General features: G+C 73.1%; 18 protein-coding genes. 4 read left to right on the top strand and 14 right to left on the bottom strand.

The features are described 5' to 3' along the window. Window positions 1–136 precede the first annotated feature (136 nt). Both ACZ6NC_RS22365 and nrdR read right to left on the bottom strand, forming a co-directional pair. Window positions 137–3,028, bottom strand: coding sequence for a vitamin B12-dependent ribonucleotide reductase (locus ACZ6NC_RS22365; RefSeq protein ID WP_465735362.1), 2,892 nt, complete (start codon window positions 3,026–3,028; stop codon window positions 137–139). 209 nt (window positions 3,029–3,237) lie between these two features. Beyond that, window positions 3,238–3,735, bottom strand: a complete 498-nt coding sequence (gene nrdR, locus ACZ6NC_RS22360; protein ID WP_396323787.1) for a transcriptional regulator NrdR — start codon at window positions 3,733–3,735, stop codon at window positions 3,238–3,240. A 585-nt stretch (window positions 3,736–4,320) separates the two neighbouring features. Between nrdR and lexA the strand changes: the two genes are divergently transcribed. Beyond that, on the top strand, window positions 4,321–4,983 hold the full coding sequence (gene lexA / locus ACZ6NC_RS22355) for a transcriptional repressor LexA (protein ID WP_224281048.1): 663 nt from the start codon (window positions 4,321–4,323) through the stop codon (window positions 4,981–4,983). 129 nt (window positions 4,984–5,112) lie between these two features. On the opposite strand, the gene ACZ6NC_RS22350 is transcribed toward lexA, so the two are convergent. Genes ACZ6NC_RS22350 through ACZ6NC_RS22330 form a run of 5 tightly spaced genes read right to left on the bottom strand, consistent with a single transcriptional unit; the run spans window position 5,113 to window position 12,936 of the window. Further along, window positions 5,113–7,245 (bottom strand): ATP-dependent DNA helicase, encoded by a 2,133-nt coding sequence (locus tag ACZ6NC_RS22350; RefSeq protein WP_465735360.1) that lies wholly within the window; start codon window positions 7,243–7,245, stop codon window positions 5,113–5,115. Window positions 7,246–7,257: 12 nt separating this feature from the next. After that, window positions 7,258–9,093, bottom strand: a complete 1,836-nt coding sequence (locus ACZ6NC_RS22345) for an IucA/IucC family protein (protein ID WP_465735358.1) — start codon at window positions 9,091–9,093, stop codon at window positions 7,258–7,260. Then, the gene (locus ACZ6NC_RS22340) at window positions 9,071–10,483 is read right to left on the bottom strand and encodes a lysine N(6)-hydroxylase/L-ornithine N(5)-oxygenase family protein (RefSeq protein ID WP_465735356.1); all 1,413 of its coding nucleotides are present in this window, start codon (window positions 10,481–10,483) and stop codon (window positions 9,071–9,073) included. The genes ACZ6NC_RS22345 and ACZ6NC_RS22340 overlap by 23 nt, the downstream gene beginning before the upstream one ends. 15 nt (window positions 10,484–10,498) lie before the next feature. After that, on the bottom strand, window positions 10,499–11,209 hold the full coding sequence (locus ACZ6NC_RS22335) for a GNAT family N-acetyltransferase (RefSeq protein WP_465735482.1): 711 nt from the start codon (window positions 11,207–11,209) through the stop codon (window positions 10,499–10,501). After that, on the bottom strand, window positions 11,101–12,936 hold the full coding sequence (locus ACZ6NC_RS22330; RefSeq protein ID WP_465735354.1) for an IucA/IucC family protein: 1,836 nt from the start codon (window positions 12,934–12,936) through the stop codon (window positions 11,101–11,103). Before ACZ6NC_RS22330 ends, ACZ6NC_RS22335 begins: the two co-directional genes overlap by 109 nt. A 333-nt stretch (window positions 12,937–13,269) precedes the next feature. On the opposite strand from ACZ6NC_RS22330, the gene ACZ6NC_RS22325 reads away from it, so the two are divergent. Further along, the gene (locus tag ACZ6NC_RS22325; RefSeq protein ID WP_465735352.1) at window positions 13,270–14,460 is read left to right on the top strand and encodes a hypothetical protein; all 1,191 of its coding nucleotides are present in this window, start codon (window positions 13,270–13,272) and stop codon (window positions 14,458–14,460) included. A gap of 38 nt (window positions 14,461–14,498) precedes the next feature. Continuing rightward, the gene (locus tag ACZ6NC_RS22320) at window positions 14,499–15,653 is read left to right on the top strand and encodes a trypsin-like serine peptidase (RefSeq protein WP_465735350.1); all 1,155 of its coding nucleotides are present in this window, start codon (window positions 14,499–14,501) and stop codon (window positions 15,651–15,653) included. Between the two features lie 79 nt (window positions 15,654–15,732). Here the strand turns inward: ACZ6NC_RS22320 and hflX are convergent, their stop codons facing one another. The 5 genes from hflX to miaA all read right to left on the bottom strand — a co-directional run bounded on the left by hflX (window position 15,733) and on the right by miaA (window position 22,680). Then, window positions 15,733–17,235, bottom strand: a complete 1,503-nt coding sequence (hflX, locus tag ACZ6NC_RS22315; RefSeq protein WP_465735348.1) for a GTPase HflX — start codon at window positions 17,233–17,235, stop codon at window positions 15,733–15,735. Window positions 17,236–17,383: 148 nt separating this feature from the next. Further along, on the bottom strand, window positions 17,384–19,747 hold the full coding sequence (locus tag ACZ6NC_RS22310) for a RelA/SpoT family protein (RefSeq protein ID WP_465735346.1): 2,364 nt from the start codon (window positions 19,745–19,747) through the stop codon (window positions 17,384–17,386). 173 nt (window positions 19,748–19,920) lie between these two features. Beyond that, window positions 19,921–20,838 (bottom strand): diaminopimelate epimerase, encoded by a 918-nt coding sequence (gene dapF, locus ACZ6NC_RS22305; RefSeq protein ID WP_465735344.1) that lies wholly within the window; start codon window positions 20,836–20,838, stop codon window positions 19,921–19,923. 158 nt (window positions 20,839–20,996) lie between these two features. Then, window positions 20,997–21,506, bottom strand: coding sequence for a hypothetical protein (locus ACZ6NC_RS22300; RefSeq protein ID WP_465735342.1), 510 nt, complete (start codon window positions 21,504–21,506; stop codon window positions 20,997–20,999). 229 nt (window positions 21,507–21,735) lie between these two features. Further along, the gene (gene miaA / locus ACZ6NC_RS22295) at window positions 21,736–22,680 is read right to left on the bottom strand and encodes a tRNA (adenosine(37)-N6)-dimethylallyltransferase MiaA (protein WP_465735480.1); all 945 of its coding nucleotides are present in this window, start codon (window positions 22,678–22,680) and stop codon (window positions 21,736–21,738) included. Window positions 22,681–22,889: 209 nt separating this feature from the next. Here miaA and ACZ6NC_RS22290 point away from each other — a divergent pair, with 209 nt between their 5' ends. Next, the gene (locus ACZ6NC_RS22290; protein ID WP_465735340.1) at window positions 22,890–23,171 is read left to right on the top strand and encodes an antitoxin; all 282 of its coding nucleotides are present in this window, start codon (window positions 22,890–22,892) and stop codon (window positions 23,169–23,171) included. Between the two features lie 63 nt (window positions 23,172–23,234). Here the strand turns inward: ACZ6NC_RS22290 and ACZ6NC_RS22285 are convergent, their stop codons facing one another. Both ACZ6NC_RS22285 and miaB read right to left on the bottom strand, forming a co-directional pair. After that, window positions 23,235–23,933, bottom strand: coding sequence for a class III extradiol ring-cleavage dioxygenase family protein (locus tag ACZ6NC_RS22285; protein WP_465735338.1), 699 nt, complete (start codon window positions 23,931–23,933; stop codon window positions 23,235–23,237). Between the two features lie 76 nt (window positions 23,934–24,009). Beyond that, the gene (gene miaB, locus ACZ6NC_RS22280) at window positions 24,010–25,509 is read right to left on the bottom strand and encodes a tRNA (N6-isopentenyl adenosine(37)-C2)-methylthiotransferase MiaB (RefSeq protein WP_465735336.1); all 1,500 of its coding nucleotides are present in this window, start codon (window positions 25,507–25,509) and stop codon (window positions 24,010–24,012) included. Between the last annotated feature and the right edge of the window lie 72 nt (window positions 25,510–25,581).

The raw sequence follows: 25,581 nt of genomic DNA, 5'->3' as shown, positions 1-25,581 counted from the left end.
CCACCCCCCCCCCCCCCCCCCCCCCCCCCCGCCCCCCACCCCCCTACCCATGAGCAAAGAAAAAAAAAGGGGGGGGGGGGGCCCCCCCCCCCCCCCCCCCCCCCTCAGCGGTGGATCACCGCTCGCGGTTCAGCGGTCAGCTGCAGCCGCTGGTGGAGCCGCAGCCCTCGCAGAGGTAGCAGCTGCCGGCGCGGCGCATCTTGGTGCCGCAGGAGAAGCAGAGCGGCGCGTCGGCGTTGAGGCCGAGCTGGATCTCCATCAGCTCCGTCGAGTTGTGGGCCTGGGCCGGGGTGGCCTTGGGGGCCTCGACCGCCGGGGCGGGCTTGACCACCGGGGCCGCCGGGGTGACCGGGGCGGACTGGGCGAGCGTCTCGGTGTCCAGCTCCTCGGCGTCCAGCGGCTCGTAGGAGCCGGTCTCCAGGTGGCGCTGGCGCTCCTCGACGGAGTGGATGCCGAGCGCGGAGCGGGTCTCGAAGGGCAGGAAGTCCAGCGCCAGGCGGCGGAAGATGTAGTCGACGATCGACTGGGCCATCCGCACGTCCGGGTCGTCGGTCAGGCCGGCCGGCTCGAAGCGCATGTTGGTGAACTTCGAGACGTAGGTCTCCAACGGCACGCCGTACTGGAGGCCGACCGAGACGGCGATGGAGAAGGCGTCCATCATGCCCGCGAGGGTCGAACCCTGCTTGGACATCTTCAGGAAGACCTCGCCGAGGCCGTCGTCCGGGTAGGAGTTGGCGGTCATGTAGCCCTCGGCGCCACCGACCGTGAAGGAGGTGGTGATGCCCGGGCGGCCCTTGGGGAGGCGCTTGCGGACGGGGCGGTACTCGACGACCTTCTCAACCGCGGCCGGGGCGTTCTCGGCCTTGACCTTGGCCTCGGCGTCCTTCTTCTTGGCCGAGAGCGGCTGGCCGACCTTGCAGTTGTCGCGATAGATGGCGAGCGCCTTGACGCCCATCTTCCACGCCTCGAAGTAGATCTCCTCGATCTCCTCGACGGTCGCGGACTCCGGCATGTTCACCGTCTTGGAGATGGCACCGGAGATCCACGGCTGGATCGCCGCCATCATCCGCACGTGGCCCATGGCCGAGATGACCCGCTCGCCCATCGCGCAGTCGAAGACCTCGTAGTGCTCGGTCTTCAGGCCGGGCGCGTCCACCACGTTGCCGTGCTCGGCGATGTGGGCGACGACCGCCTCGATCTGCTCGTCCTGGTAGCCGAGACGCTTGAGGGCGCGCGGGACGGTGCCGTTGACGATCTGCATCGAGCCGCCGCCGACCAGCTTCTTGAACTTGACCAGGGCGAGGTCGGGCTCGACGCCGGTGGTGTCGCAGTCCATCATCAGGCCGATGGTGCCGGTCGGGGCGAGCACCGACGCCTGGGCGTTGCGGAAACCGTTCTGCGCGCCGATGCGCAGCACGTCCTGCCAGGTCTCGGTGGCGACGGCCCAGACCGGGGCGTCCAGCTCGTCGACCGAGACGGCGGCGACCGAGGCGTCCGCGTGCTGCTTCATGACCCGCTGGTGCGGGGCGGCGTTGCGGGCGTAGCCGTCGTACGGGCCCACCACACCGGCGAGTTCGGCGCCGCGGCGGTAGGCGGTGCCGGTCATCAGGGAGGTGATGGCGCCGGCCAGGGCGCGGCCGCCCTCGCTGTCGTAGGCGTGGCCGGTGGCCATCAGCAGGGCGCCGAGGTTGGCGTAGCCGATGCCGAGCTGGCGGTAGGCGCGGGTGGTCTCGCCGATCTTCTCGGTGGGGAAGTCGGCGAAGCAGATGGAGATGTCCATCGCGGTGATGACCAGCTCGACGACCTTGGCGAAGCGCTGGGCGTCGAAGCTGTCGTCGTCGCGGAGGAACTTCATCAGGTTGAGCGAGGCGAGGTTGCAGCTGGAGTTGTCCAGGTGCATGTACTCGGAGCAGGGGTTGGACGCGTTGATGCGGCCGGACTCCGGGCAGGTGTGCCAGTGGTTGATGGTGGAGTCGTACTGGATTCCGGGGTCGGCGCAGGCCCAGGCGGCCTCGGCCATCTTGCGGAAGAGCTTCTTCGCGTCGACGGTCTCGATGACCTCGCCGGTCATCCGGGCGCGGAGGCCGAATTCGGTGCCGTTCTCGACGGCGGTCATGAATTCGTCGTTGACGCGGACCGAGTTGTTGGCGTTCTGGTACTGGACGGAGGCGATGTCGTCCCCGCCGAGGTCCATGTCGAAGCCCGCGTCGCGCAGGGCGCGGATCTTCTCCTCCTCCTTCACCTTGGTCTCGATGAAGGCCTCGACGTCGGGGTGGTCGACGTCGAGGACGACCATCTTGGCCGCGCGGCGGGTAGCGCCACCGGACTTGATGGTGCCGGCGGAGGCGTCGGCGCCGCGCATGAAGGAGACCGGGCCGGAGGCGTTGCCGCCGGAGGAGAGCAGCTCCTTGGAGGAGCGGATCCGGGAGAGGTTGAGGCCGGCACCGGAGCCCCCCTTGAAGATCATGCCCTCTTCCTTGTACCAGTCGAGGATCGACTCCATGGAGTCGTCGACGGCCAGGATGAAGCAGGCGCTGACCTGCTGGGGCTGCTTGGTGCCGACGTTGAACCAGACCGGCGAGTTGAAGCTGAACACCTGGTGGAGGAGGGCGTGGGTCAGCTCGTGCTCGAAGACCTCGGCGTCGCCGGGGGTGGCGAAGTAGCCGTTCTTCTCACCGGCGGCGCGGTAGGTGAGCACCACGCGGTCGATGATCTGCTTGAGGCTCCACTCGCGCTGCGGGGTTCCGACGGCGCCGCGGAAGTACTTCGACGTGACGATGTTGACGGCGTTGACCGACCAGAAGTCGGGGAACTCGACGCCGCGCTGCTCGAAGTTGATCGAGCCGTCGCGCCAGTTGGTCATGACGACGTCGCGCCGCTCCCAGCGGACCTCGTCATAGGGGTGGACGCCAGGGGTGGTGTAGATGCGCTCGATCCGCAGGCCGCCCTTGGGAGCCTTGCCGGCGCCCTTCGTCGTGGCCTTGTCGGACTTCGACCCGCGTGCGGAACCGCTCGTGGTGTCTGTCACTTCTCGCTCCTCCTCCTGGGCAAACGCCCAAAGTGCCCCGAAAAGTCCGGGCACCGCTGGTTCGCTCTTCCGGTGTGCGGACAGGCGGCTACCTGCCTGTTTCCGCACGGTTTGTGGTGTTCTGTGCACCGTTTCCGGGCACGCGTCGGCCCCGAGGGGGGCCGGTGTGGCGGTCGGCCCCGGAGGGCCGGTGTGCTGAGCCGGGCCTCCTAGGGCGCGGCGGCGGGGACGGGCACGCAGGTGCCGTCCGCCTCGGGGACGGGCCGTTCGGCGCGGATCTCCGCGATGGCGGCCTCGAAGTCTTCCAGTCCGTCGTACGCCTGGTACACGCTGGCGAAGCGCAGGTAGGCGACGACGTCGAGCTGCTTGAGCGGTCCGAGTATGGCCAGGCCCACGTCGTGGGTGGTGAGCTCGGACTTGCCGGTGGCCCGCACGCACTCCTCGACCTTCTGGCCGAGCTGGGCGAGGGCGTCCTCGGTGACCGGGCGGCCCTGACAGGCCTTGCGGACTCCGGAGATGACCTTCTCCCGGGAGAACGGCTCGGTGACACCGCTGCGCTTGATGACCATGAGTGCGGCCGTCTCCACCGTGGTGAAGCGGCGGCCGCAATCCGGGCACTGCCGACGGCGGCGGATCGAGCTGCCGTCTTCGGTGGTCCGGCTGTCGACGACGCGGCTGTCGGAGTGCCGGCAGAAGGGGCAGTGCACCTGAGGATCCCTCCCGGGCAGGACGTGCGGACTGGTCGAGTCTACGCGATGAGGACCCGGCCTCGCCAAGCTGATCATGCGGTGTGACCACTAGTACTGGGCACGAAGAGGAATGTAGCCACTACATGTAGGTCTTTGGGGGAGGCGGCGCGATGGGCGTGTCGGTGCGGACGCGACGGGCCCGCCGGTGCGGATTAGACTGCCGGGGCCGACTTCGGGTCGAACATTTAATCGATGTACAACAAAGCCTTGATCGAGTCAGCCAACTCCCGAATAATTCACTCGAACGTGTGTTTGGCGCAACCTTTCGATAGGAGGTGCCGTTGGGCTGGAAAAGGGAGAGGACAGCCGTCGAGAGGGGCCGCCGTGAACACGATCGAAAGCAACACCATCCCGGTGCAGGAACACTCCCAGCTCAAGGTGGGGCAGCGCACCACGAATCAGCAGAGTGTGGACGTCAGCATGGACCGTAGCGAAGAACACCGACTCTCCGGCGCGGCCATTTCCAGCACGAGCCGCGTTCCCGACCAGCCGATCGAGCACTCCCCCGTGCTGGACGACGCGCACCCCACCCCCGCGCGTTCGATGCCGGGGCGCCCCCCCGGCATCCGTACCGACGAGGCCGGGCTGACGGAACGCCAGCGCCGGGTGATCGAGGTCATCCGGGACTCCGTCCAGCGCCGCGGCTACCCGCCGTCCATGCGCGAGATCGGCCAGGCCGTCGGCCTGTCCAGCACCTCCTCCGTCGCCCATCAGCTGATGGCCCTGGAGCGCAAGGGCTTCCTCCGCCGGGATCCGCACCGCCCGCGCGCCTACGAGGTCCGCGGCGTCGAGGTGGCCCGCCCCAACACCGCCGAGACGGCCGGGCGCCCGTCCACCTCGTACGTGCCGCTGGTCGGCCGGATCGCCGCCGGCGGTCCGATCCTGGCCGAGCAGACGGTCGAGGACGTCTTCCCGCTGCCGCGCCAACTGGTCGGCGAGGGCGAGCTGTTCGCCCTCACCGTGCGCGGCGACTCGATGATCGAGGCGGCCATCTGCGACGGTGACTGGGTGACCGTCCGCCGCCAGCCGGTCGCCGAGAACGGCGACATCGTGGCCGCGATGATCGACGGCGAGGCCACCGTCAAGCGTCTCAAGCGCGAGGACGGCCGGATCTGGCTGATGCCGCACAACCCCGCGTACGAGCCGATCAACGGCGACAACGCGACCATCCTGGGCAAGGTCGTCGCGGTCCTGCGCCGCCTCTGAGCGCCCGCCACAGCACACACCGGGAAGGGGCTCCACCGCAGAGTGCGGGGAGCCCCTTCGGCGTTCCCGGGCCCGCTCGGGACGGGCGCTCCCGGGGCCCGCCCAGGACGCCTGCCCTGGGCCGCCCGCTCAGCCCTTCCTGACCACCGGCCGGACCGGCGCCGCCGAGGCGTCGATCGCCGCCAGCGAGCGCCGCACCTGGTTGCGGTCGGTGGTGTACCAGAACTCCGGCATCGAGGACCGGAAGAAGCCGCCGTACCGCTTGGTCTCCACCCGCGGGTCCAGCACCGCCACCACGCCCCGGTCGTCCGCGGCGCGCACCAGCCGGCCCGCGCCCTGCGCCATCAGCAGCGCCGCGTGGGTGGCCGCGACGGCCATGAAGCCGTTCCCGCCGCGCTGTTCGACGTCCTTCTGCCGGGCGCTCATCAGCGGGTCGTCGGGCCGCGGGAACGGGATGCGGTCCATCACCACCAGCTGGCAGGCCGAGCCGGGCACGTCCACGCCCTGCCAGAGCGAGAGCGTGCCGAACAGGCAGGTGGTGGCGTCCGAGGCGAACTCCCGGATCAGCTCGCCCAGGGTGTCCTCACCCTGGAGCAGGATCCGGTTGTCCAGCCGCCCGCGCATCGCCTCGGCGGCCGTCTGGGCGCCGCGCATCGAGGAGAACAGGCCCAGCGTCCGCCCGCCGGCCGCGCCGATCAGCTCGGCCAGCTCGTCCAGCATGTCGGGCCGCTCCGGGTCGCGGCCCGGGTCGGCCAGGTGCTTGGCGACGTAGAGGATGCCCTGCTTGGGGTACTTGAACGGCGAGCCGACGTCGATGCCCCGCCAGTGCGGCACCACGTCCTCGCCGAGGCCGGGCTCCGGGGTGTCCCCCGGCCCGCGCACGTCCGGCAGCCGGGCCTCCGAGGGCAGGCCGACCGAGGCCGCGACGCCGTTGAAGTCCCCGCCGAGCTTGAGGGTGGCCGAGGTGAGCACCACCGAGCGCTCCTTGTACAAGCCCTCGCGCAGCAGCCCGGAGACGCTCAGCGGGGCCACCCGCAGCGAGGCGGTGCCCATCCCGAACCGGTCGCTGCGCTCGATCCAGACCACGTCGTACTCGGAGTCGGCGAGCAGCCGCTCGGCCGTCTCGTGCAGCGCCTCGACGGAGGCCATCGCCTGCTTGCGCACCGCGTCCTCGTCGGTGAGCGACTTGTCCCTGGTCTCGCCGAGCGAGGTGATCACCTGCCGGCTGGCGTCCCGGATCGCGGTGACCGCGTACGCCAGGTACTCGGGCAGCTCCTCGACCCGGCCGGGCTGGGCGGTCTCCATCAGGCCGTGGTAGTTCTCCGCGGCGCCCTGGAGGGCGTCCACGGCCTTCTCGTTGGCGAGCCGCGCGGCCCGCTTCACCGCGCGGTTGACCGCGCCGACGGTCAGCTCGGCGGTGGCCGCGCCGGTGACCCGGTTGACCAGCTCGTGCGCCTCGTCGACGATCAGCAGCCCGTGCTCGGGCAGCACCGGCGCGCCCTCGATGGCGTCGATCGCCAGCATCGCGTGGTTGGTCACCACGACGTCCGCCAGCTTGGCCCGCTCGCGCGCCTTCTCGGCGAAGCACTCCTGCCCGTACGCGCAGCGGGTGGCGCCCAGGCACTCCTTGGAGGTGACCGAGAGCTGGGCCCAGGCCTTGTCGGAGACGCCGGGGCTCATGTCGTCCCGGTCACCGGTCTCGGTCTCGTCGGCCCAGTCGCGCAGCCGCAGCACGTCCTGCCCGAGCTTGCCGGTGGGGCCGCCGAGCGCGTCCACCGGGTCGAACAGGCCCTCGCCCTCCTCGCTCGGGGTGCCCTCGTTGGCCCGGTGCAGGCAGAGGTAGTTGGAGCGGCCCTTGAGCATCGCGAACAGCGGGCGGCGGCGCAGCACCGGGTGCAGCGCCTCGACCGTGCGTGGCAAGTCCCGCTCGACCAGCTGGCGTTGGAGCGCCAGGGTGGCGGTGGCGACCACCACGCGGTCCCCGTGGGCGAGGGCCGGCACCAGGTAGGCCAGGGACTTCCCGGTGCCGGTGCCGGCCTGCACCAGCAGGTGCTCGCCGTGGTCGACGGCGTCGGCGACGGCCTCGGCCATGCGGACCTGGCCGGGGCGCTCGACGCCGCCGACGGCCGCGACGGCGGCGTGCAGCAGCTCGGGGAGCTGGGCCCGCGGGACGGCGGCCTCGGCGGCGTCGGCGGCGGCCGAATCGGCGGCGGCGTCCTCGGCGGCGTCGGCGGGGAGCTGGGATTCGGAGTCGTTCGTCATGACCCTCCCACCCTACGGGGCAGGGGCGACAATCCGGTCCCGTTGGCCGGGCAGCCCGGCCGTCCCCTCCGGGGTGAGGGCGTTCGGGACGGTGCCGTGCCGGGCCGCGTGCGGGCGGTGCGGGCGGTCCCGGTAGCCGTCGAGGAGCAGCCGGTTGCGGTTGAGGCAGAGCCGGTCGATCCGCGGCCGGAACAGGTCGAAGAGGGCGAACCGCTCCTTCAGCTCGGGGAAGCGCTCCTGGTACCGGAGGATCTCGGCCCGCAGCAGCGCCCAGAACTCCGCCTCCGGCAGGCCGGTCTGCGCCTCCAGCAGCGGGGCGAGGTAGCGGAAGACGCCGATGAAGAGGCCGGAGTGGAGGAACTGGCAGAGGCCCTGCGGGTCCTCGCGCAGCAGCACCCCGGCCACCTCGGCGGGCAGCTCGCGCAGCTCGGGGAGGTCCTGGTCGCTGAGGTTGACGTCGTCGACGAAGTCCTTGACCGCGAGCCGCACGGGGGCGTCGGAGGAGTCGAAGACCAGGATGGCGTTCTCGCCGTGCGGGGAGAAGACCAGGCCGTACCGGTAGAGGAAGTGCAGCAGCGGCGGCAGCATGGCGGCGAACAGCCGGGCCGTCCAGGCGGCAGGGGTGAGCGCGGAGCGGGTGATCAGCTCGGCGGCCAGCGCCCGGCCGTCGGCGCCGGTCTGCAGCAGCGCGGCCAGGGTGCGGCCGCGCTCGCCGGCGTCCAGGGCGGGGCCGAGCGGTTCGCGCCAGATCGCGCCCAGCAGCTCCTTGTACTGGTAGGGCGCCTCGGGCAGCTCACGGTAGAGCGGATGGTCGACGGTGACGGAGGCGATCTCGCCGAGCAGCACCACCCGGCACTCGTCGCGCAGGAACGGGTCGGCCTGGCGGAGCCCGTGGATCCAGGCGGTGACGGCGGGCGCGGCGAGCGTGCGTTCGGTCGGGAGGCCGCGCCAGACGAGGGTGTTGAGGATGGCGAGCGGCAGCTTGACCGTGCAGCGGTCGGGGCGGCTGCGGTTGAAGAAGGAGCGGATGGACTGCTGGGGCAGCCGCAGGTCGCCGTCGGAGGGCAGCGGGACGATCTCGCCGGACGCGATCCACGGCGCGAACAGCGGGACGACGGTCTCGTCCCACTGCCAGGGGTGGACGGGCAGCAGCAGGTAGTCGTCGGCGTCCAGGCCGCGGGCGCGCAGGCCGGCGCGCAGCGCGTCGGGGTCGTCGAGTTCGCGGGCGTACAGCTGGCCGGGCTCGGTGAGGCCGGGGACGCCGCGGTACTGGGCGAGCCGGCGGTGGACGGCGATCCAGGGCAGCGGGAGCGGGGTGCGTGCCTCCGGGGCCCAGCGCGCGGTGTCGGAGGCGGAGAAGCCGATCCGGCCCTTGTTGGGGACGATCCAGGGGTGGCCGCCCTGCCGGCCCTCCAGCTCGGTGTGGCCGAGGTCGGCCAGTTCGGCGGCGGTGAGTGCGGTGGCGAGCTGGTGGGTGTCGGAGATCAGGGTGGCGGTGAGCTCGCGGACGAGGTGGCCGGTGGTCTCGCCGTGCAGCCCGAGGGTGTGCCGGGCGTACGGGAGGAAGCGCAGCGGGTCGAGGCCGTCCGGCCGGGAGCAGCGCACCGAGTCCTCGGCGACCTGCCAGCTGCCGTAGGCGCCGCGGCGGGCGGTGAAGCGGTATTCGGCCTCGGGCAGCGGGAGCAGGTACTCACCGTCGGTGGCGCCGGCGACCGGGGTGATCAGTTCCTCGTAGGCGAACTCGCCGAGCATCTTGGCCAGCAGTGCGCGGCCGGCCCGCCGCCAGTGCCCGGCGGTGAGCTGCGGGGGCAGGTACAGCGGCGGTTCAGCGGCCGGCGGTTGCGGCACGGGACAGCTCCTGGGGGCGAGGGACGGTGGTGGTGGCGGGGCCGGTGGGCGGAGCGGGGGCGGGGGCCGCCGGCTCCGGCGGGGCGAAGGCGGTCCACACGGTGCGGGCGGGCAGCCGGTGGACGGTCCGGCCGGTCACGGCGTTGAGGATCACCGCGGCGCGGTGGGCGCCGAGGCCGAGGTCGGGGGTGCCGACGCCGTGGGTGTGCAGTTCGGCGTTCTGTACGTACAGCCCGCCGGTGAGCTCGGGAAGGGTCGCGACCCGGTGGTGGAGGTCGACCCGGTAGCGCCCGGCGCCGTCCCAGTCGATCAGCTCGGCGAGCGGTTCCAGGGCGGCCGGGCGGGCGGCCCGGTAGCCGGTGGCGAGCACCACGGCGTCGGTGCGCAGTACGTGCTCGGCGCCGGAGTCGGTGTGCCGGCAGCGGAGTTCCAGCCCGCCGCAGGGCCCGGGCCGGGCGTCGGTGACGGCGGTGCCGGGGGTGATCTCGACCGGGTCGGCGTCGATCCGGCGGCCGATGGTCCGCTCGTACAGGTGGTCGTGGATCTCGGCGAGGGTCTCGGCGCTGGCGGCCTTGTGCAGCTGCCACTGGGCGTCGACCAGGCGGTCGCGGACCGGCTCGGGCAGGCCGTGGAAGTAGCGGGTGTAGTCGGGGGTGAAGTGCTCCAGGCCGAGTTTGGAGTACTCCATGGGGGCGAGGGCCCTGGTCCGGGTGAGCCAGCGCAGCCGGACGCCGTCGCCGGCGTGGCGCCGCAGCAGGTCGAGGAAGACCTCGGCGCCGGACTGCCCGCTGCCGACCACGGTGATGTCGCGGGCGCCGTCCAGGGCGGAGCGGCGGTCCAGGTAGTCGGCGGAGTGGAAGGCCCGCGGGTGGCCGGTCAGGCCGGCGAAGGCCTCGGGCAGGACCGGCCGGGTGCCGACGCCGAGCGCGAGATTGCGGGCGTGCACCTCTTCGCGCCGGCCGGTGGCGGTGTCCAGCAGCTCGGCCCGGTACCGGTCCCCCTCCCAGTGCAGGGCGGTGACGACGGTGGCGAACCGGCAGTTGGCGAGCCGCTCGGCGGCCCAGCGGCAGTAGTGGTCGTACTCCCGGCGGGGCAGCTGGAAGCGCTCGGCGAAGTAGAACGGGAAGAGCCGGTCCTGTTCGCGCAGGTAGTTGAGGAAGGACCAGCGGTTGGTCGGGTCGACCAGTGAGACCAGGTCGGCGAGGAAGGGCACCTGCATCCGGGCCCCGTCGACCAGCATCCCGGGGTGCCAGCGGAACTCCGGGCGCTGGTCGCAGAAGAGGGTGCGCAGGCCCGGGACGGGCTCGGCGAGCGCGGCGAGCGAGAGGTTGAAGGGGCCGATGCCGACACCGAGCAGGTCGTACGGCTCGGGCTGGGGTGGGGTGTCCATGGGGTGGGCGGTGTCCTAGGCGGGGTTCGGGGCGGAGGGGAGCGGGCCTCGGCGGTCGCGGTCGCGGACCATCAGGGCGGCCCGTTTCCCGGGCAGGTCGAGTTCGGCGGCCGGCACGAAGCCGGCCCGTTCGAAGGCGCGGACGGAACGCCGGTTCCGGACGTCGGGTTCGGCCACCACCCGCTCGCACTGCGACCGTTCCCGCAGGACGCGGTCGGCCAGCGCGGCGAGCAGGGTGGCGCCGAGGCCCCGCCCCCGCCGGTCGGCGGGGCCGAGCAGCAGGTGGACGCCGGTGTCGTGGGGCCGGGCGGGGTAGTACCCGGCGAGCGGGTCGAGGTCGGCGCGGTAGACCTCCCAGTAGCTCATCGGGGCGCCGTCGAGCAGGCCGAGGCAGGGTGCGCTGTGCCCGTCGCCGTCGAGCTGGGCCCGGACGTGCCGTTCGGTGGTGGCGGGCGGTCCGGCGAGGTCCCAGAAGGCGGCGATCTCCGGGTCGTTCATCCAGCCGGCGAGCAGCTCCAGGTCGGCGGGCAGCCGGACCGGGCGGAGCCGGAACTCGCCGGCGACGGTGGGCATGGCGCCCCAGCCGGCGGCCTCCTCGGCCAGGCTCGCGGCGGAGGTCACGCGCCGGCCACCGGGTTGGGGATGTCGACGTAGACGGACTGGGTGGCGACCGGGCCGACCAGTTCGTCCATGCCGTTGATCCGGGTGAGCAGGTTGGCCTTGCAGGGCAGGGTGGCCGCGTCCAGCAAGAGGGCGGGCAGTACGGAGCCGGTGGCCGCGACCCGGGGGCTGCCGAGGAAGCCGCGCAGCGCGGCCAGCAGCACCGCCTCGTCGGCCAGCCGCTGGGAGCCGAGGGCGCCGATCAGGCCGAGCACGTGGTTGATGCCGAGGTAGTAGGCGAAGTGGTGGTCGATCACCTCGTCGGCGAGGAAGGTGTCGCTCTGCGCGCCGAGGCCGGGCAGCCGGCCGGTGAGCCGCTCGGCGGCGCTCTGCCGGTAGTAGAAGCCCTGGTTGTCGCGGTAGCGCCCGCCGGTCGGCCAGCCGTCGGCGTCGAGCAGCACGAGGCTGTTCTGCTGGTGCGCCTCCAGCGCGATGCCGGCCTGTCCGTCCAGCCAGAGGATGGGCAGGACGACGGCGTCCAGGTAGCGCAGGAACCATTCGGCGGCCACGGTGGCCAACGGGCGGCCGCAGCGGGCGGCGAGGGAGCGCAGGGTGTCGCCGAGCCGGGACGGCACGGTGTCGCCGGTGCCGAGCGGCTGTTCGGCGACCAGCCCGGCGACGCAGAGTGCGCGGTCGCCGGGGGCGAAGGGCTGGGCGCGCAGCACGGTGTCCAGGCCGCCCGGGTCGCCGAGGGCGGGGTGGTCGACGCCGATCCAGGCCGGGTCGCGGACGATGTCGAAGCCGGGGTGGGTGGCCCGCCACTCGGCGGCCAGGCCGCTCTCCAGCAGCCGGTGCATCTCCAGGCCGCGGTGCAGCTCCTTGCGGAGGTTCTCCCGGCGGGAGTTGGTGATCCGCAGGCCGAGTGAGAGCTTCAGCATCCAGGGCGTGCCGGGCTGGTAGACGGTGCGCACCGAGGAGGTCGGGTACCAGGGTGCGCCGGCCGGGCCGAGGTCGTGCAGCAGTCCGTCGGCGAGGAGTCCGGCGACGGCCGGGCGCAGCGCCAGCTCGCGGGCCTGCCAAGGGTGCAGCGGCAGGGCTGCGGTGCCGGGCGGTACCAGGGCCGGGTCTCCGAGGAGCCCGGCGGTGATCCGGTCGGCGCTCTCGGTCACGGCGGAGCCGGCGGCGAGCAGTTCGCGGTCGACGGCGTACCAGTGCAGTTGGAACGAGCCTTGCAGCTCCGGGGAGTAGGCGGCGCTCTGGGCGGGGCCGAGGCCGTCGCGGCTCTTCGGGGTGGGGTGCAGCGGGTGGCCGAGCAGCAGGGACTGTTCGGCGGCGAGGAAGTGCGAGCCCTCCGGCCCGCCGCGGGCGGCGGCGGTGCGGTGGTGGGCGAGGATGTCGGCGGTGCGGACGACGGAGTCGGCGACCCGGGCGGCGAGGTCGGCGACCTGGCCGGGGTCGGGACGGGCGGCGGCCGCGGCGGCGAGCAGCGCGGCGGTGGTGACGGCGTCCACCGGGGCGTCGCGGGGATCCCCCGCCGCGGTGTCCTCGCCGGCAGAGAGGGTAGCCGGGCCGAAGCGGTGCCAGCCGGCCTGCGACCAGTGGCGGACGGGTGCGGAGAGCCGGGCGGCGCCGCCGAGGACGGCGATCCGCAGGCGCCCGTCAGGGCCCGGCGTGGCGCCGGTCTCCCGGGCCCAGCAGCGCAACAGGGCTTCCAGGGCTCCCTGTTCGGCGGCGACGGCCGGGTCCGGGTGCAGCAGCGGGTCGGGTTGCGCCGGGCCGGCCACGGAGAGGCGGGCCGGGGCGGGCCGGGGCGCCGGGACGTCGGGCGGGGCTCCGGTGAGGGCGGTGCTCAAGGCTGCTCCTTGGGGCGCGTGGGGTGCGGACGCGCGCGGGTGGTGGAGAGGGTCTGGCGGGCGCTCGCACCGTCGCGTCAGGTAAGGGTTACCTATCCCTGACGGGTGATCACAAGGGCAGCTCACTCGTCCGAGTGAAGAGCGGTGATTGTTCACCCCTGAGGCGGGAGGCCCTGCCGTGGCAACGAGCCGACGGGGGGTTCGTCACAGCTCGGTGACCTCCGGTCAGCTCCGGAACCCGGGGGTCGGCCCGTGTCGTCCTGGTGTCCAGTGGGAGACTCCAGGGCGGCGGGCCGCCGCCGGAACAGGACTATCCAGGGGGAAGCGAACACCATGCCATCGATCCACCGGTCAGCCATGGCCGCGGCCCTTGCCGCCGGAACCCTGCTCGCCGTGAGTGCCTGCGGCCCGGACGGCCCCGCCGGCGACGGGGGCACCGCCGCACCGCCGCCGGCCTCGGCGAGCGCCACCGCCTCGGCCGCCGCCGCGGGGGGCGGCGGCGTGATCGGCGGCCTCACCCTGCCCTCGGGCATCCCGACCAGCCTGCTGGAGGGCCTGCCGAAGAGCTGGGACGACCTGAAGAAGTGGAAGTTCGAGGACTGGGACGCCTGGGCCTCCAAGCACGTCTTCAACAACCCGATCGTCAAGGACTTCTGGAACCCGGACAAGATGGGCGACTCCAAGCCCGCCGACCCGGCGCCGCCCACCGCCAAGCCCGCCGGCGACGCCGGGGTGACCGACCCCGAGCCGCCCGTGGTCAAGGCGACGCCGGTGGCCCGCCCGTACACCAAGCAGCCCTCCGGCAAGGTGTTCTTCAGCGCCGAGGGCGGCCGCGGCAACTGCTCGGCCACCGTGATCGCCGACCCGGCGCACCCCGGCAAGAGCAACCTGGTCTGGACGGCCGGGCACTGCGTGCACCCGGGCAAGGGCGGCGACTTCTTCAAGGACCTGGTCTTCGTCCCCGCCTACAACAACTCCGGTGCCTCCAGCGGCGGCAAGAAGGCCCCGCTGGCGGAGCTGGCGCCGCTGGGCACCTGGTGGGCCAAGGACGTGGTGACCTCCCCGCAGTGGACGGTCGAGGGCGGCGGCACCGGTGACGCCGCCAACCAGTACGACTTCGCGGTCATGCGGGTGCAGAACCAGAACGACACCGGCAAGTCGCTGGAGGAGACGGTTGGTTCGGCCGTCCCGGTCTGGTTCGACGCCCCACGCGACCAGCTGAGCGTCTCGGCCGTCGGCTACCCGCTCTACAAGCCCTTCGACGGGCAGGAGCTGTACAAGTGCGACGGCGGCAAGCCGGTCCGGCTCTCCTTCGACCCGAAGCGCCCGTCGATGCACACCATCGGCTGCACCATGACGCAGGGCTCCAGCGGCGGCGGCTGGTTCGCCCCGATGCCGGACGGCAGGCTCGCACTGGTCAGCAACACCTCGATCGGCACCCAGGACCACACCTCGCTGAGCGGCCCGTACCTGGAGACGGTCGCCAAGCAGGCCCTGGACTACATCTCCCGGAAGCAGAAGTAGCCGCCTTCGCAGGAACCGACCGACGGGGAGAGATCACCATGCCACCGATCACCACGGCCGGGCCCGGCCGCCGGGCCGCGACGGCCGGAGCCGCCGTGCTCGCCGCGCTCGCCCTCACCGCGACCGCCTGCGGGCCGGACAACGAGAAGAGCAACGAGGCCGCGGGCACGCCGTCCGCGACCGCCGCCGCCACCGGGCCCGGCAAGCCGGGTGCCGCACTGCCCAGCAGCCTCCAGGACCTGGCCAACTGGAAGCTCGACGACTGGGCGAGGTTCATCAGCGACAACGCCTTCGTCAACGAGGTCGCCCAGGGCTTCTGGTCGATCGCCAAGATGGAGAACGCCAAGGGCCGGGCCACCCCGGAGTACTCGCACACGGCGGCCGGCAGCACGGTCGAGCGGGACACCCCGCCGGCCGCCATCCCCGCCAAGCCGCAGCCGCACCCGTACAGCCCGGCGACGGCCGTGGTCGGCAAGATCTTCATGACCGCGCCCGAGGGCGACTCGATGTGCTCCGGCACCGTGGTATCCGACCCGGCCAACCCGGGCCGGAGCAACCTCGTCTACACCGCCGCGCACTGCCTGCACGACGGCAAGGGCGGCACCTGGCTGAAGGACATCACCTTCGTCCCCGGCTACAACCGGGACGGCCAGGCCAGCCGGGGCAAGCAGTACAGCGAGCAGCAGGTCTCCCCGTACGGGCGGTGGACGGCGGTCCGCGCGCTGGTCTCGCCGACCTGGGTGAAGGAGAACGGCGTCGGCCCCAACTCCCAGTACGACTACGGGATCATCCGGGTCCGCAACGAGAACGGCTCCGGCAAGTCGCTGGAGGAGACGGTCGGCAGCTCGATCCCGGTCTGGTTCAACGCCCCGCGCGAGCAGATCACCTCGGCCTTCTCCTACGGCTACCCCGCCGAGCGGCCGTTCGACGGCATGGAGCTCAACCACTGCGACTCCGCGATCCGGCCGGTCAAGCTCTCCTTCGACCCGGCCCGCCCGCCGATGTACGTGATCGGGTGCACCATGACCGGCGGCTCCAGCGGCGGCGGCTGGTTCATCACCAAGGACGGCAAGCCGAACCTGATCAGCGTCAACTCGATCGGCAACCGCAACCCGTCCGAGTACATGGCCGGCCCCTCGCTCCAGGAGCAGGCGCGGCAGGCCTTCGACTACTTCTCCAAGAACGCGAAGTAGGCCTTGCGGCAACGCCGACGGCCCCGGTCTCCTGAACGGAGAGCGGGGCCGTCGGCGTACTGCTCAACCCTGCGGAGCCTCAGCCCTGCAGCGCGACCGAGAAGCGCTCCAGCTCGGCGGCCAGCTCGGCCTGCACCTTGGCGTGCAGCAGCGTGCCCTCCGCGGTGTGCTCGGTCGAGATCAGCTCACCCTCGGCGTGCACCCGGGAGACCAGGCCACCGTGGGTGTACGGGACGAGCGCCTGCACCTCGACCGCCGGCCGCGGCAGCTCGTCGTCGATGAGCTTCAGCAGCTCCGCCATGCCCAGCCCGGTGCGGGCCGACACCACGATGGCGTGCGGCTCGCGGCGCAGCAGGCGCTGGAGCACGTGCGGGTCGGCCGCGTCGGCCTTGTTGATCACCACGACCTCCGGCACGTTCTGCGCGTCGACCGAGACGATGACCTCGCGGACGGCGGCCAGCTGCGTCTCCGGCTCGGGGTGCGAGCCGTCCACCACGTGCAGGATGAGGTCGGCGTCGGCGACCTCCTCCATGGTGGAGCGGAACGCCTCGACCAGGTGGTGCGGCAGGTGCCGGACGAAGCCGACGGTGTCGGCCAGCGTGTAGAGCCGGCCGCTCGGGGTCTGCGCCCGGCGCACGGTCGGGTCCAGGGTGGCGAACAGCGCGTTCTCCACCAGGACGCCCGCGCCGGTGAGCCGGTTGAGCAGGGAGGACTTGCCGGCGTTGGTGTAGCCGGCGATGGCCACGGACGGCACCTGGTGGCGCTTGCGCTCCTGGCGCTTGGTGTCGCGGCCCTTCTTCATCTCGGCGATCTCCCGGCGGAGCTTCGCCATCTTCTCGCGGATCCGGCGCCGGTCGGTCTCGATCTTGGTCTCACCGGGACCACGGGTGGCCATGCCGCCGCCGGACGAGCCGGAGCCACCACCACCCATCTGCCGGGAGAGCGACTGACCCCAGCCTCGCAGCCGCGGCAGCATGTACTGCATCTGCGCGAGCGAGACCTGCGCCTTGCCCTCACGGGACTTGGCGTGCTGGGCGAAGATGTCCAGGATCAGGGCCGTCCGGTCGACGACCTTGACCTTGACCACGTCTTCCAGGTGGATCAGCTGGCCCGGGGTGAGCTCACCGTCGCAGACCACGGTGTCGGCGCCGGTGGCCGCGACGATGTCCCGCAGCTCCTTCGCCTTGCCGGAGCCGATGTAGGTGGCGGCGTCGGGCTTGTCACGGCGCTGGATGACGCCGTCCAGCACCTGGGAGCCGGCCGTCTCGGCGAGCGCGGCGAGCTCCGCCATGGAGTTCTCCGCCTCCTCCAGAGTGCCGTCGGTCCAGACGCCGACGAGCACCACGCGCTCCAGGCGGAGCTGGCGGTACTCGACCTCGGTGACGTCTTCGAGTTCGGTGGAGAGGCCGGCGACCCGGCGCAGGGCGGCACGCTCGCTGCGGTCGTACTGGTCGCCGTCGTAGTGGTGGCCGAGGTCCTCGTCGATGGCCGCGAGGTCCTCGTCCATGAGGGCTTCCGCCCGCAGACCGTCAAGGCGGCGCGGGGCGTCGGCGTGGTCGCGGGCTTCGAACGTGGAGGTCATTCTGTCCTTTGGCTGGCTGGTACGGGAGGCCTGTCTGCGTGACCGTACCGACGGTCACACCCGGAGTCTGCCCAGCTGCCGCCCCGTCTACCGCTCGGGCGAGATGTGAGCTACCCCTCGGGACCGCGGCCCCACACAGGCAATTCTCTCAGTGCCCCGTGAACGCCGCGGACCGGCCGTGAATTCCCCACGATGTTCGCACGCCCGGTGCGGCCGGGGCATCCCCATTTTCCGGTCCGGAGACCGGGCCGTCCGCCGGCCCGCCCTCGATTGCCGGGCCGCCCTCGGCCGCGGGCTCCGCCTCCCCCGCCCGGGGCCGCGCGCCGCCGCCGCCCGCCGGGGCGTGCGGGCGGCTCACGTCGTACACCCCGGAGACCCGCAGCATCGCCCGCATCACCGCGGCCAGCGCGGCCGGCTCGGGCAGCTCGACGGTGTAGGTGTGCCGCACCCGCAGCTCCTGCGGCGGCTCGACCTCGGCCGAGACGATGCCGACACCCTCCCCCGAGATCGCCGCGGTGAGGTCGGCCAGCAGCCGGGGCCGGTTGAGCGCCTCGGCCCGCAGGGTGGCCCGGTAGCCGGAGGGCGGCGTGCCGTCCGGCTGCCAGTGGATCTCCAGCACGCCGCGCCCGTCCGCCCGCATCCGCTCGCCCGCCGGGCAGCCGGTGCGGTGCACGGCGACGGCGCCGCCGCGGATCGCGAAGCCGCTGACCTCGTCCGGCGGCACCGGGGTGCAGCAGCGAGCCAGCCGGACCGGCGCCCCGGGCCGGCCGGCCACCGCCACCGGGGCGGCACCGCGCTCGGCGGCCCGGTGCGCGGGCGGCGCCGGCTGGCCGGCCGAGGGGCCGGTGCGAACCACCGGGAGCCGCGCCGGGTGGTCGGCCAGCCATCGTTCGATGGCCAGCCGGGCGGCCGGGGTGCGGGCGTGGGCCAGCCACTCGGGCGCGGGTCCCGAGGGGTGGGCGGCCGGGTCCCCCTGCTCGGTGAGGATGGCCAGTCGGTCGCCGTCCTGGAGGACGGTGGAGAGCGAGGCGAGCCGGCCGTTGACCCGGGCGCCGATACATCGGTGGCCGGTCTCCTCGCCGAGCAGGTAGGCGGCGTCCACACAGCTGGCGCCGGCCCGCAGCTGAAGCGTTTCCCCGCTCTCGGTGACGACGGTGATCTCGCGGTCCCCGGCCAGGTCGGCGGTGAGCGCGGACCAGAAGGCGTCCGGGTCGGGCGTCTCCTGCTGCCACTCCAGCAGCCGGCTGAGCCAGCCCGGCCGGGCCGGGTCGGTGCGGTCCAGCTCGTCCGTGCCCTGGTCGGCGCCGCCGGCCCCGGGCTGCCGGGGGTCTCCGAGGGCGACCACGCCGGTCTCCGCGACCTCGTGCATCCGCCGGGTGCGGACCAGCACCTCGACCACCGTGCCGCCCTCCAGCGCCACCGCGGTGTGCAGCGACTGGTACAGGTTGAACTTGGGGGCGGCCACGAAGTCCTTGAACTCGCCGGGCAGCGGCGTCCAGCAGGTGTGCAGCTCGCCGAGGACGGCGTAGCAGTCCGCGTTCTCCTCGACCACCACCAGCAGCCGTCCGAAGTCGGCGGGCTGAGGCCCCTGCGGCCGCCCGTCGGGGCCGGGCGCGGCGGCCCGCTTGAGCAGCACCCGGTGCAGCGATACGCAGTGCCGGGGGCGGACGGTGACCTCGGCGGCCACCCCGGCCTCGGCGAGCTGGCGGGCCAGCGTCCGGGCGAAGGGTTCGAGCAGGGCGTCCGGTTCGGCCTCGTGGCCGACCTGCAGGGCACGCGCGCGGGCGTACTCCTCCGGGTGGAGGGTGGCGAAGACGATGTCCTCCAGCTCCGCCTTGAGCACCTGGATGCCGAGCCGCTCGGCCAGCGGGATCAGCACGTCCCGGGTGACCTTGGCGATCCGGACCTGGCTGGCCGGCCTCATGTGCCGGATGGTGCGCATGTTGTGCAGCCGGTCGGCGAGCTTGATCACCATCACCCGGACGTCGTCCCCGGTGGCGACCAGCATCTTGCGGAAGGTCTCGGCCTCGGCGGCCGCGCCGAAGTCGACCTTCTCCAGCTTCGTCACCCCGTCGACCAGGTAGGCGACTTCGGGGCCGAACTCCTCACCGACCTGAGCGAGTGTCAACTCGGTGTCCTCGACCGTGTCGTGGAGCAGCGAGGAGACCAAGGTGGTCGTCCCGGCGCCGAGTTGGGCCAGGATCATGGTGACGGCCAGCGGGTGGGTGATGTACGGCTCGCCGCTCTTGCGTTTCTGCCCGCGGTGGCTGGCCTCGGCCAGCCGGTAGGCGCGGCCGAGCAGGCCGAGGTCGGCCTGCGGGTGGTGCCGGCGGTGGGCCTGGACGAGCGGTTCGAGGGCGTCGGGCACCGGCGTGCGGCCGGTGGCCAGCAGCGCGGCGCGCCCGGCCCGGCCGAGTGCGGCCCGCCCTAACCCCCCCAGGGGCCGCTTGGGCCCGGTTTGCCGTGCGGACGTCGGCTGCCCCGCAAGGGGCTGCCCGGCTTCGATGGTCATCGTCGGCACCTCCGGCAGCGTCACCGGCTGCTCCCCTCCGAGGGGCGCTCGACCCGGTGATCCATGCTACCGAGCAGAGCACGTTCCGCGATGCCCTGCTTCCCGTCCGTGAGCCGGATCACCCGAACGGGGGGATTCGTCGCTGCACGAAATGGGCAAACCGCCCGCGCCCGTCAGCCTCGGGCGGCCTGGACGGTCGCCAGCCACCGCGGGTCGAGCTCGCCGCGGGCCACGATCACCGCCGGGCCGGTCATCTCCACCCGTCCGTCCGGGTGCTCGGTGATCAGCACCCGGCCGCCGGGCAGGTCCACGGTGTAGGTGACGGCCTCGCCGGTGACCGCCGGATCGGCGCCGTCCCGGCGGGCGGTGGCCACCGCGACGGCGCAGGCGCCGGTGCCGCAGGAGCGGGTCTCGCCGGAGCCGCGCTCGTGCACCCGCATCGCGACGTGCCGCGGCCCGCGGTCCACCACGAACTCGACGTTGACGCCCTCGGGGTAGGCGCCCGCGGGGCTGGTGAGCGGCGCGCTGTACAGGTCGCCGGCGTGGTCCAGGCTCTCGACGAAGGCGACCGCGTGCGGGTTGCCCATGTTGACGTTGCGGGCCGGCCAGCTGCGCCCGCCGACCGTGACCTCGATCCCGTCCGGGCCGGGCAGCAGCGCGCGCCCCATGTCGACGGTGACCTCGCCGGGGGTGCCGTCCTCGGCGTCCTCGGCGACCCGGGCCGTCCGTACGCCGGCCCGGGTGGCGATGGCCACCTCGCCCGGCTCGGCCAAGCCGGCCTCGACCAGGTAGCGGGCGAAGACCCGGACGCCGTTGCCGCACATCTCGGCGATCGAGCCGTCGGCGTTGCGGTAGTCCATGAACCACTCGGCCCGGTCGGCCTGGTCGGCCGCGGCCGGGTCGGCGGCCGAGCGCACCACGCGCAGCAGACCGTCGGCGCCGATGCCGGCCCGGCGGTCGCACAGCAGGGCGACGGCCTCGGGGCCGATCGCCAGCTTGCCGTCCGGGTCGGGCACGATGACGAAGTCGTTCTGGGTGCCGTGCCCCTTGAGGAAGGACAGGCCGGCCGACTGCTGGGAGGTGTCGCTCACGCTGCCGATGATACTGAGCCGCCGGCCCGGCCGGCCGGGCGGACCACCAGCCGGACGGCGTCCGCCGGCGCAGGTCGGTGCAGGTCCGGCGCAGGTCGGTGCAGGTCCGGCGCAGGTCGGTGCAGGTCCGGCGCAGGTCGGTGCAGGTCCGGCGCAGGTCAGCGCAGGTGGACGACCCGCCACAGGGCGAGCGCGCAGGCGGCCAGCACGATCAGGGTGTAGATCACGATCGCCTTCCACCCGGCCCGCTGGCCGGAGCCGCGGCGCGGCAGGCCCGGCCACTTGTACCCGGCGTGCCGGGCGGCCATCGCGCCCCAGCCGACCGAGGCCGCGGTGAGCAGCAGCCCGAGCATCCCGACCATCGCCGAACCGGCCCCGGCCGAGCCGAAGGCCAGCGGGAAGGCGAACATCAGCGAGCCGGCGGTGGCCAGCAGCGCTATCGGCAGCGTCTGCCACCAGCGCAGCCGGCGGCGCGGGCGGATCTCCCGCTCGTGCACCGCACCGGCAGGGGCGCTGGTGTCCAGCGCGGGCAGCGCGACCGCGTAGGAGGTGGGCCCGTCGAGGCCGGTCAGCACGGGCAGATCCGGCATGGTCGACGCGTCGAGGTCGTCGGCCTGTGCGGTGGTGATCCCGCTCTGGCCGGTTTCGGGGCCGGTACCCGTCGACACGCGGCCTCCCCTGACAGTTCGACACGAGTGCGGACTCGCGGCCGGGCACGGTCGGCCCGCCCGGGCCGACCCTTATGACCTCGATGATGGCATGTCCAGGGAGGCGTTCCGGGCCTGACCGGGGTCATCGGGTGATCCGTGGCCATCACGTGATCCGGCCGTAACCGCGGGTTCTTCCTGCACGCCCACCTGCGCGCGCAAGTGCACCGCCGGAATGGCCGGATACCGCCTACGACAGGGCCGATTCCTGACGGCCGATCAGCTCCAGCGAGCGGGCGAGCAGCTCGGCGGGGTCCGCGCCGGCCGGGCGGGAGAGCCAGTGGATGCGGTCGTCGCGGCGGAACCAGGACTCCTGACGGCGGGCGAACCGCTTGGTGGCGCGGACGGTTTCGGCCCGCGCCTCGTCCTCGGTGCACTCGCCGGCGAAGTGGTCGAGTACCTGCTGGTAACCGAGCGCCCGGGAGGCGGTCCTCCCCTCGCGCAGGCCGAGCTTCTCCAGCTCCCGCACCTCGTCCGGCAGGCCGGCCTCCCACATCCGGTCGACCCGCAGGGTGATCCGCTCGTCCAGCTCGGGCCGGGGTACCGCGACGCCGATCTGCACCGCGTCGTAGACGGCGGTGTTGCTCGGCAGGTTGGCGGTGAACGGCTGCCCGGTGATCTCGATGACCTCCAGCGCCCGGACGATCCGCCGTCCGTTGCCGGTCAGGATCGCCGCGGCGGCGGCCGGGTCGAGCTCCGCGAGCCGCTGGTGCAGCGCGTACGGGCCGGCCTGGTCGAGTTCGGCCTCCAGCCGGGCCCGGACCGCCGGGTCGGTGCCGGGGAACTCCATCTCGTCGATCGCCGCCCGGACGTACAGCCCGGAGCCGCCGACCAGGACGGGGGTGCGGCCGGCCGCGAGCAGCCGGTCGATCTCGGCCCGGGCGAGCCGCTGGTACTCGGCGACGGACGCGGTCTCGGTGACGTCCCAGATGTCCAGCAGGTGGTGCGGGATGCCGCCGCGCTCGTCGAGCGTGAGCTTGGCGGTGCCGATGTCCATGCCCCGGTAGAGCTGCATCGAGTCGGTGTTGATCACCTCGCCGCCGAGGCTGTGGGCGAGGGCGACGGCCAGGTCGGACTTGCCGGCGGCGGTCGCGCCCACCACGCAGACCACGGGGGGTCGGGCCACGCGGGGCACGGCGGCACGGGGCTGGACGGGGCCGGACTGGACGGCGCTGGAGCTGCTCACCGGACCAGTCTCGCAAAACCGCCGCCCCGCCGGAGACCTCCCCGCCCGGCCGATCCCATTGAGCGATGATATGACCGTTTCCGCCCATTTTCCCGGTTGAGAACGGTTCGGCCGCGAGAGACGTTGAGCAGGACACAGAGAGGAACGGTGAGAACGCCATGGGTCTGATGGACAACCTCAAGGGCAAGGCCGAGGAGCTCAAGGAGAAGGCCAGCGAGCTGGCCGGCAAGCACAGCGACCAGATCGAGCACGCGGTCGACAAGGCCGGTGGCGCCATCGACAAGGCCACCAAGGGCAAGTACAGCGAGAAGATCGAGCACGGCACCAGCAGGGCCAAGGGCGCGGTCGACGACTTCGCCCACAAGCCCAAGGACCCGGGCCACGGCACCACCCCCGGCACCCCCGGCACTCCCGGCGACGGGCAGAGCCCGACCCCCTGAGCCCGACTCCCTGAGCCCGGCCTCCCGAGCAGGCCTCCGGGTCGGCTCCCCGTCAGCTCCGAGTCAGTTCCAGGACGCCACGAGGTACCCGACCCCGTACGGCGCGTCCTGGTAGCCCAGGCGCGCGGAGAGGCCGGCGCCCTCGGCGGCGCCGGCCAGCACCTGCCAGGGGGCGCGGCCCTCGGCCTTCAGCTCGGCGGCCAGGCCCGCGTCCAGGGCGGCCAGGGCGGCCAGGTCCGCCGAGCCCAGCGCGTCGGCGAGCGCCGCGTCGAAGCCCTCGGCCCGGTCGTCCAGGTAGCCCGGCGCCTTCAGTGAGCGGCAGGCGCTGCCGTCGCCCATGACCAGCAGCCCCACCCGGTCGGCCAGCCCGGCCAGGCCCTGGCCGAGGCCCAGCATCCGGTCGGCGGGCGCGTCGGCGGGCACCGCGCAGGCGTGCGTCGGCAGGGTCGCCCCGGCCCGCTCCAGCAGCCAGGCGCCGACGGTCAGCGAGGGCGCCAGCTCCGGGCCCTCGACCCGGCCGGCCGGCAGCTTGGCCACCAGCGGCACCCCGTAGCGGTGGAAGGAACCGGCCCCGCCCTCGGTCCACACCTCGGCCTCCGGCCCGGTGCCGACCACCACGACCAGCTCCGGCCCGGCCGCGAGCAGCGCGGCCAGCGCCTCGTCGCAGGCCGCGCGCAGCGGCTCCAGCTCGGCGGCCGCCCCGGCGGCGACCTCCGGGACGAGCAGCGGCGGGCAGGGGCAGACGGCGGCGGCAACCAGCATGCGGATCACTCTAACGAAGAACGACAGCGGCCCGGCGGGAGCAGGAGCTCCCACCGGGCCGCCCGGTGAACAGCGGTCAGTCGCCGCAGCAGCCGCCCGCCGGGGCGGCCGACGGCAGCACGGCCGGGGCGCCGATGCCCGGCAGCCCGAGCATCACTCCGGCCGGCTTGGCGGCGGGCTTGGCCTGGCGCTTCTCCCAGGCGTCACCCGCCCGGGTGCGGCGCACCGCGAGCGCCGGGCCCTCGGCCAGCAGGTGGTGCGGGGCGGCGTAGGTGATCTCCACCGTGACCGTGTCGCCGGGGCGGACGGGCTCCGACGGCCGGGTGAAGTGGACCAGCCGGTTGTCGGGGGCGCGGCCGGAGAGCCGGTCGGTCTTGTCGTCCTTCTTGCCCTCGCCCTCGGCGACCAGGATCTCCAGGGTGCGGCCGACCTGCTTCTTGTTCTCCTCCCAGGAGATCTCCTCCTGGAGCGCGATCAGCCGGTCGTAGCGGGCCTGCACGACGGCCTTCGGCACCTGGTCCTCCATCTCGGCGGCCGGGGTCCCGGGGCGCTTGGAGTACTGGAAGGTGAAGGCGTTGGTGAAGCGGGCCTCGCGGACCGTGTGCATGGTCTGCTCGAAGTCCTCCTCGGTCTCGCCGGGGAAGCCCACGATGATGTCGGTGGAGATCGCGGCGTCCGGCATCGCCTCGCGCACCTTTCGGATGATGCCGAGGAAGCGCTCCTGCCGGTACGAGCGGCGCATCGCCTTGAGCACGGTGTCCGAGCCGGACTGCAGCGGCATGTGCAGCTGGTGCATCACGTTCGGGGTCTCGGCCATCGCGGCGATCACGTCGTCGGTGAAGTCGCGCGGGTGCGGCGAGGTGAAGCGGATCCGCTCCAGGCCCTCGATCTGCCCGGCGGCGCGCAGCAGCTTGGAGAAGGCCTCGCGGTCGCCCAGGTCGGAGCCGTAGGCGTTGACGTTCTGGCCGAGCAGGGTGACCTCGATGACGCCCTCGCCGACCAGCGCCTCGATCTCGGCGAGGACGTCGCCGGGGCGGCGGTCCTCCTCCTTGCCACGCAGCGCGGGGACGATGCAGAAGGTGCAGGTGTTGTTGCAGCCGACCGAGATGGCCACCCACGCGGCGTACGCGGACTCACGGCGGGTGGGCAGGGTGGAGGGGAAGGTCTCCAGCGACTCCAGGATCTCGACCTGGGCCCTGCGCTCGACCGCGGCACGCTCCAGCAGCGCGGGCAGGTGCCCGATGTTGTGGGTGCCGAACACCACGTCGACCCAGGGGGCCTTCTTGACGATGGTGTCGCGGTCCTTCTGGGCCAGGCAGCCGCCGACGGCGATCTGCATGCCCTTGTGGCGGCTCTTGACCGGCGCCAGCTGCCCGAGGTTGCCGTACAGCTTGTTGTCGGCGTTCTCGCGCACCGCGCAGGTGTTGAACACGACCAGGTCCGGGTCGCCCTCCTGCCCGGCCTTCACGTATCCGGCGTCCTCCAGCAGGCCCGACAGCCGCTCGGAGTCGTGGACGTTCATCTGGCAGCCGTAGGTCACGACCTTGTAGCTCTTCAATCCGCTCTCACCGCTCACCAGACCAGGGTACGGGCAGCCGCGAAACGCTTTTCCCCACCGGTCCCCACCCGTCCACGGCCACCGCCGCGC

This window comes from Kitasatospora sp. NPDC041988 (assembly GCF_055588525.1).
This window is presented reverse-complemented; position numbering and strand designations above follow the sequence as displayed.

What these genes read in the sequence shown, in the direction of transcription:
- lexA (WP_224281048.1), top strand. Translation starts at nt 4,321, where the DNA reads ATGCCGGGGCGCCCCCCCGGCATCCGTACCGACGAGGCCGGGCTGACG.
- ACZ6NC_RS22350 (WP_465735360.1), bottom strand. Translation starts at nt 7,245, where the DNA reads ATGACGAACGACTCCGAATCCCAGCTCCCCGCCGACGCCGCCGAGGAC.
- ACZ6NC_RS22340 (WP_465735356.1), bottom strand. Translation starts at nt 10,483, where the DNA reads ATGGACACCCCACCCCAGCCCGAGCCGTACGACCTGCTCGGTGTCGGC.
- ACZ6NC_RS22325 (WP_465735352.1), top strand. Translation starts at nt 13,270, where the DNA reads ATGCCATCGATCCACCGGTCAGCCATGGCCGCGGCCCTTGCCGCCGGA.
- ACZ6NC_RS22320 (WP_465735350.1), top strand. Translation starts at nt 14,499, where the DNA reads ATGCCACCGATCACCACGGCCGGGCCCGGCCGCCGGGCCGCGACGGCC.
- hflX (WP_465735348.1), bottom strand. Translation starts at nt 17,235, where the DNA reads ATGACCTCCACGTTCGAAGCCCGCGACCACGCCGACGCCCCGCGCCGC.
- ACZ6NC_RS22310 (WP_465735346.1), bottom strand. Translation starts at nt 19,747, where the DNA reads ATGACCATCGAAGCCGGGCAGCCCCTTGCGGGGCAGCCGACGTCCGCA.
- ACZ6NC_RS22290 (WP_465735340.1), top strand. Translation starts at nt 22,890, where the DNA reads ATGGGTCTGATGGACAACCTCAAGGGCAAGGCCGAGGAGCTCAAGGAG.
- ACZ6NC_RS22285 (WP_465735338.1), bottom strand. Translation starts at nt 23,933, where the DNA reads ATGCTGGTTGCCGCCGCCGTCTGCCCCTGCCCGCCGCTGCTCGTCCCG.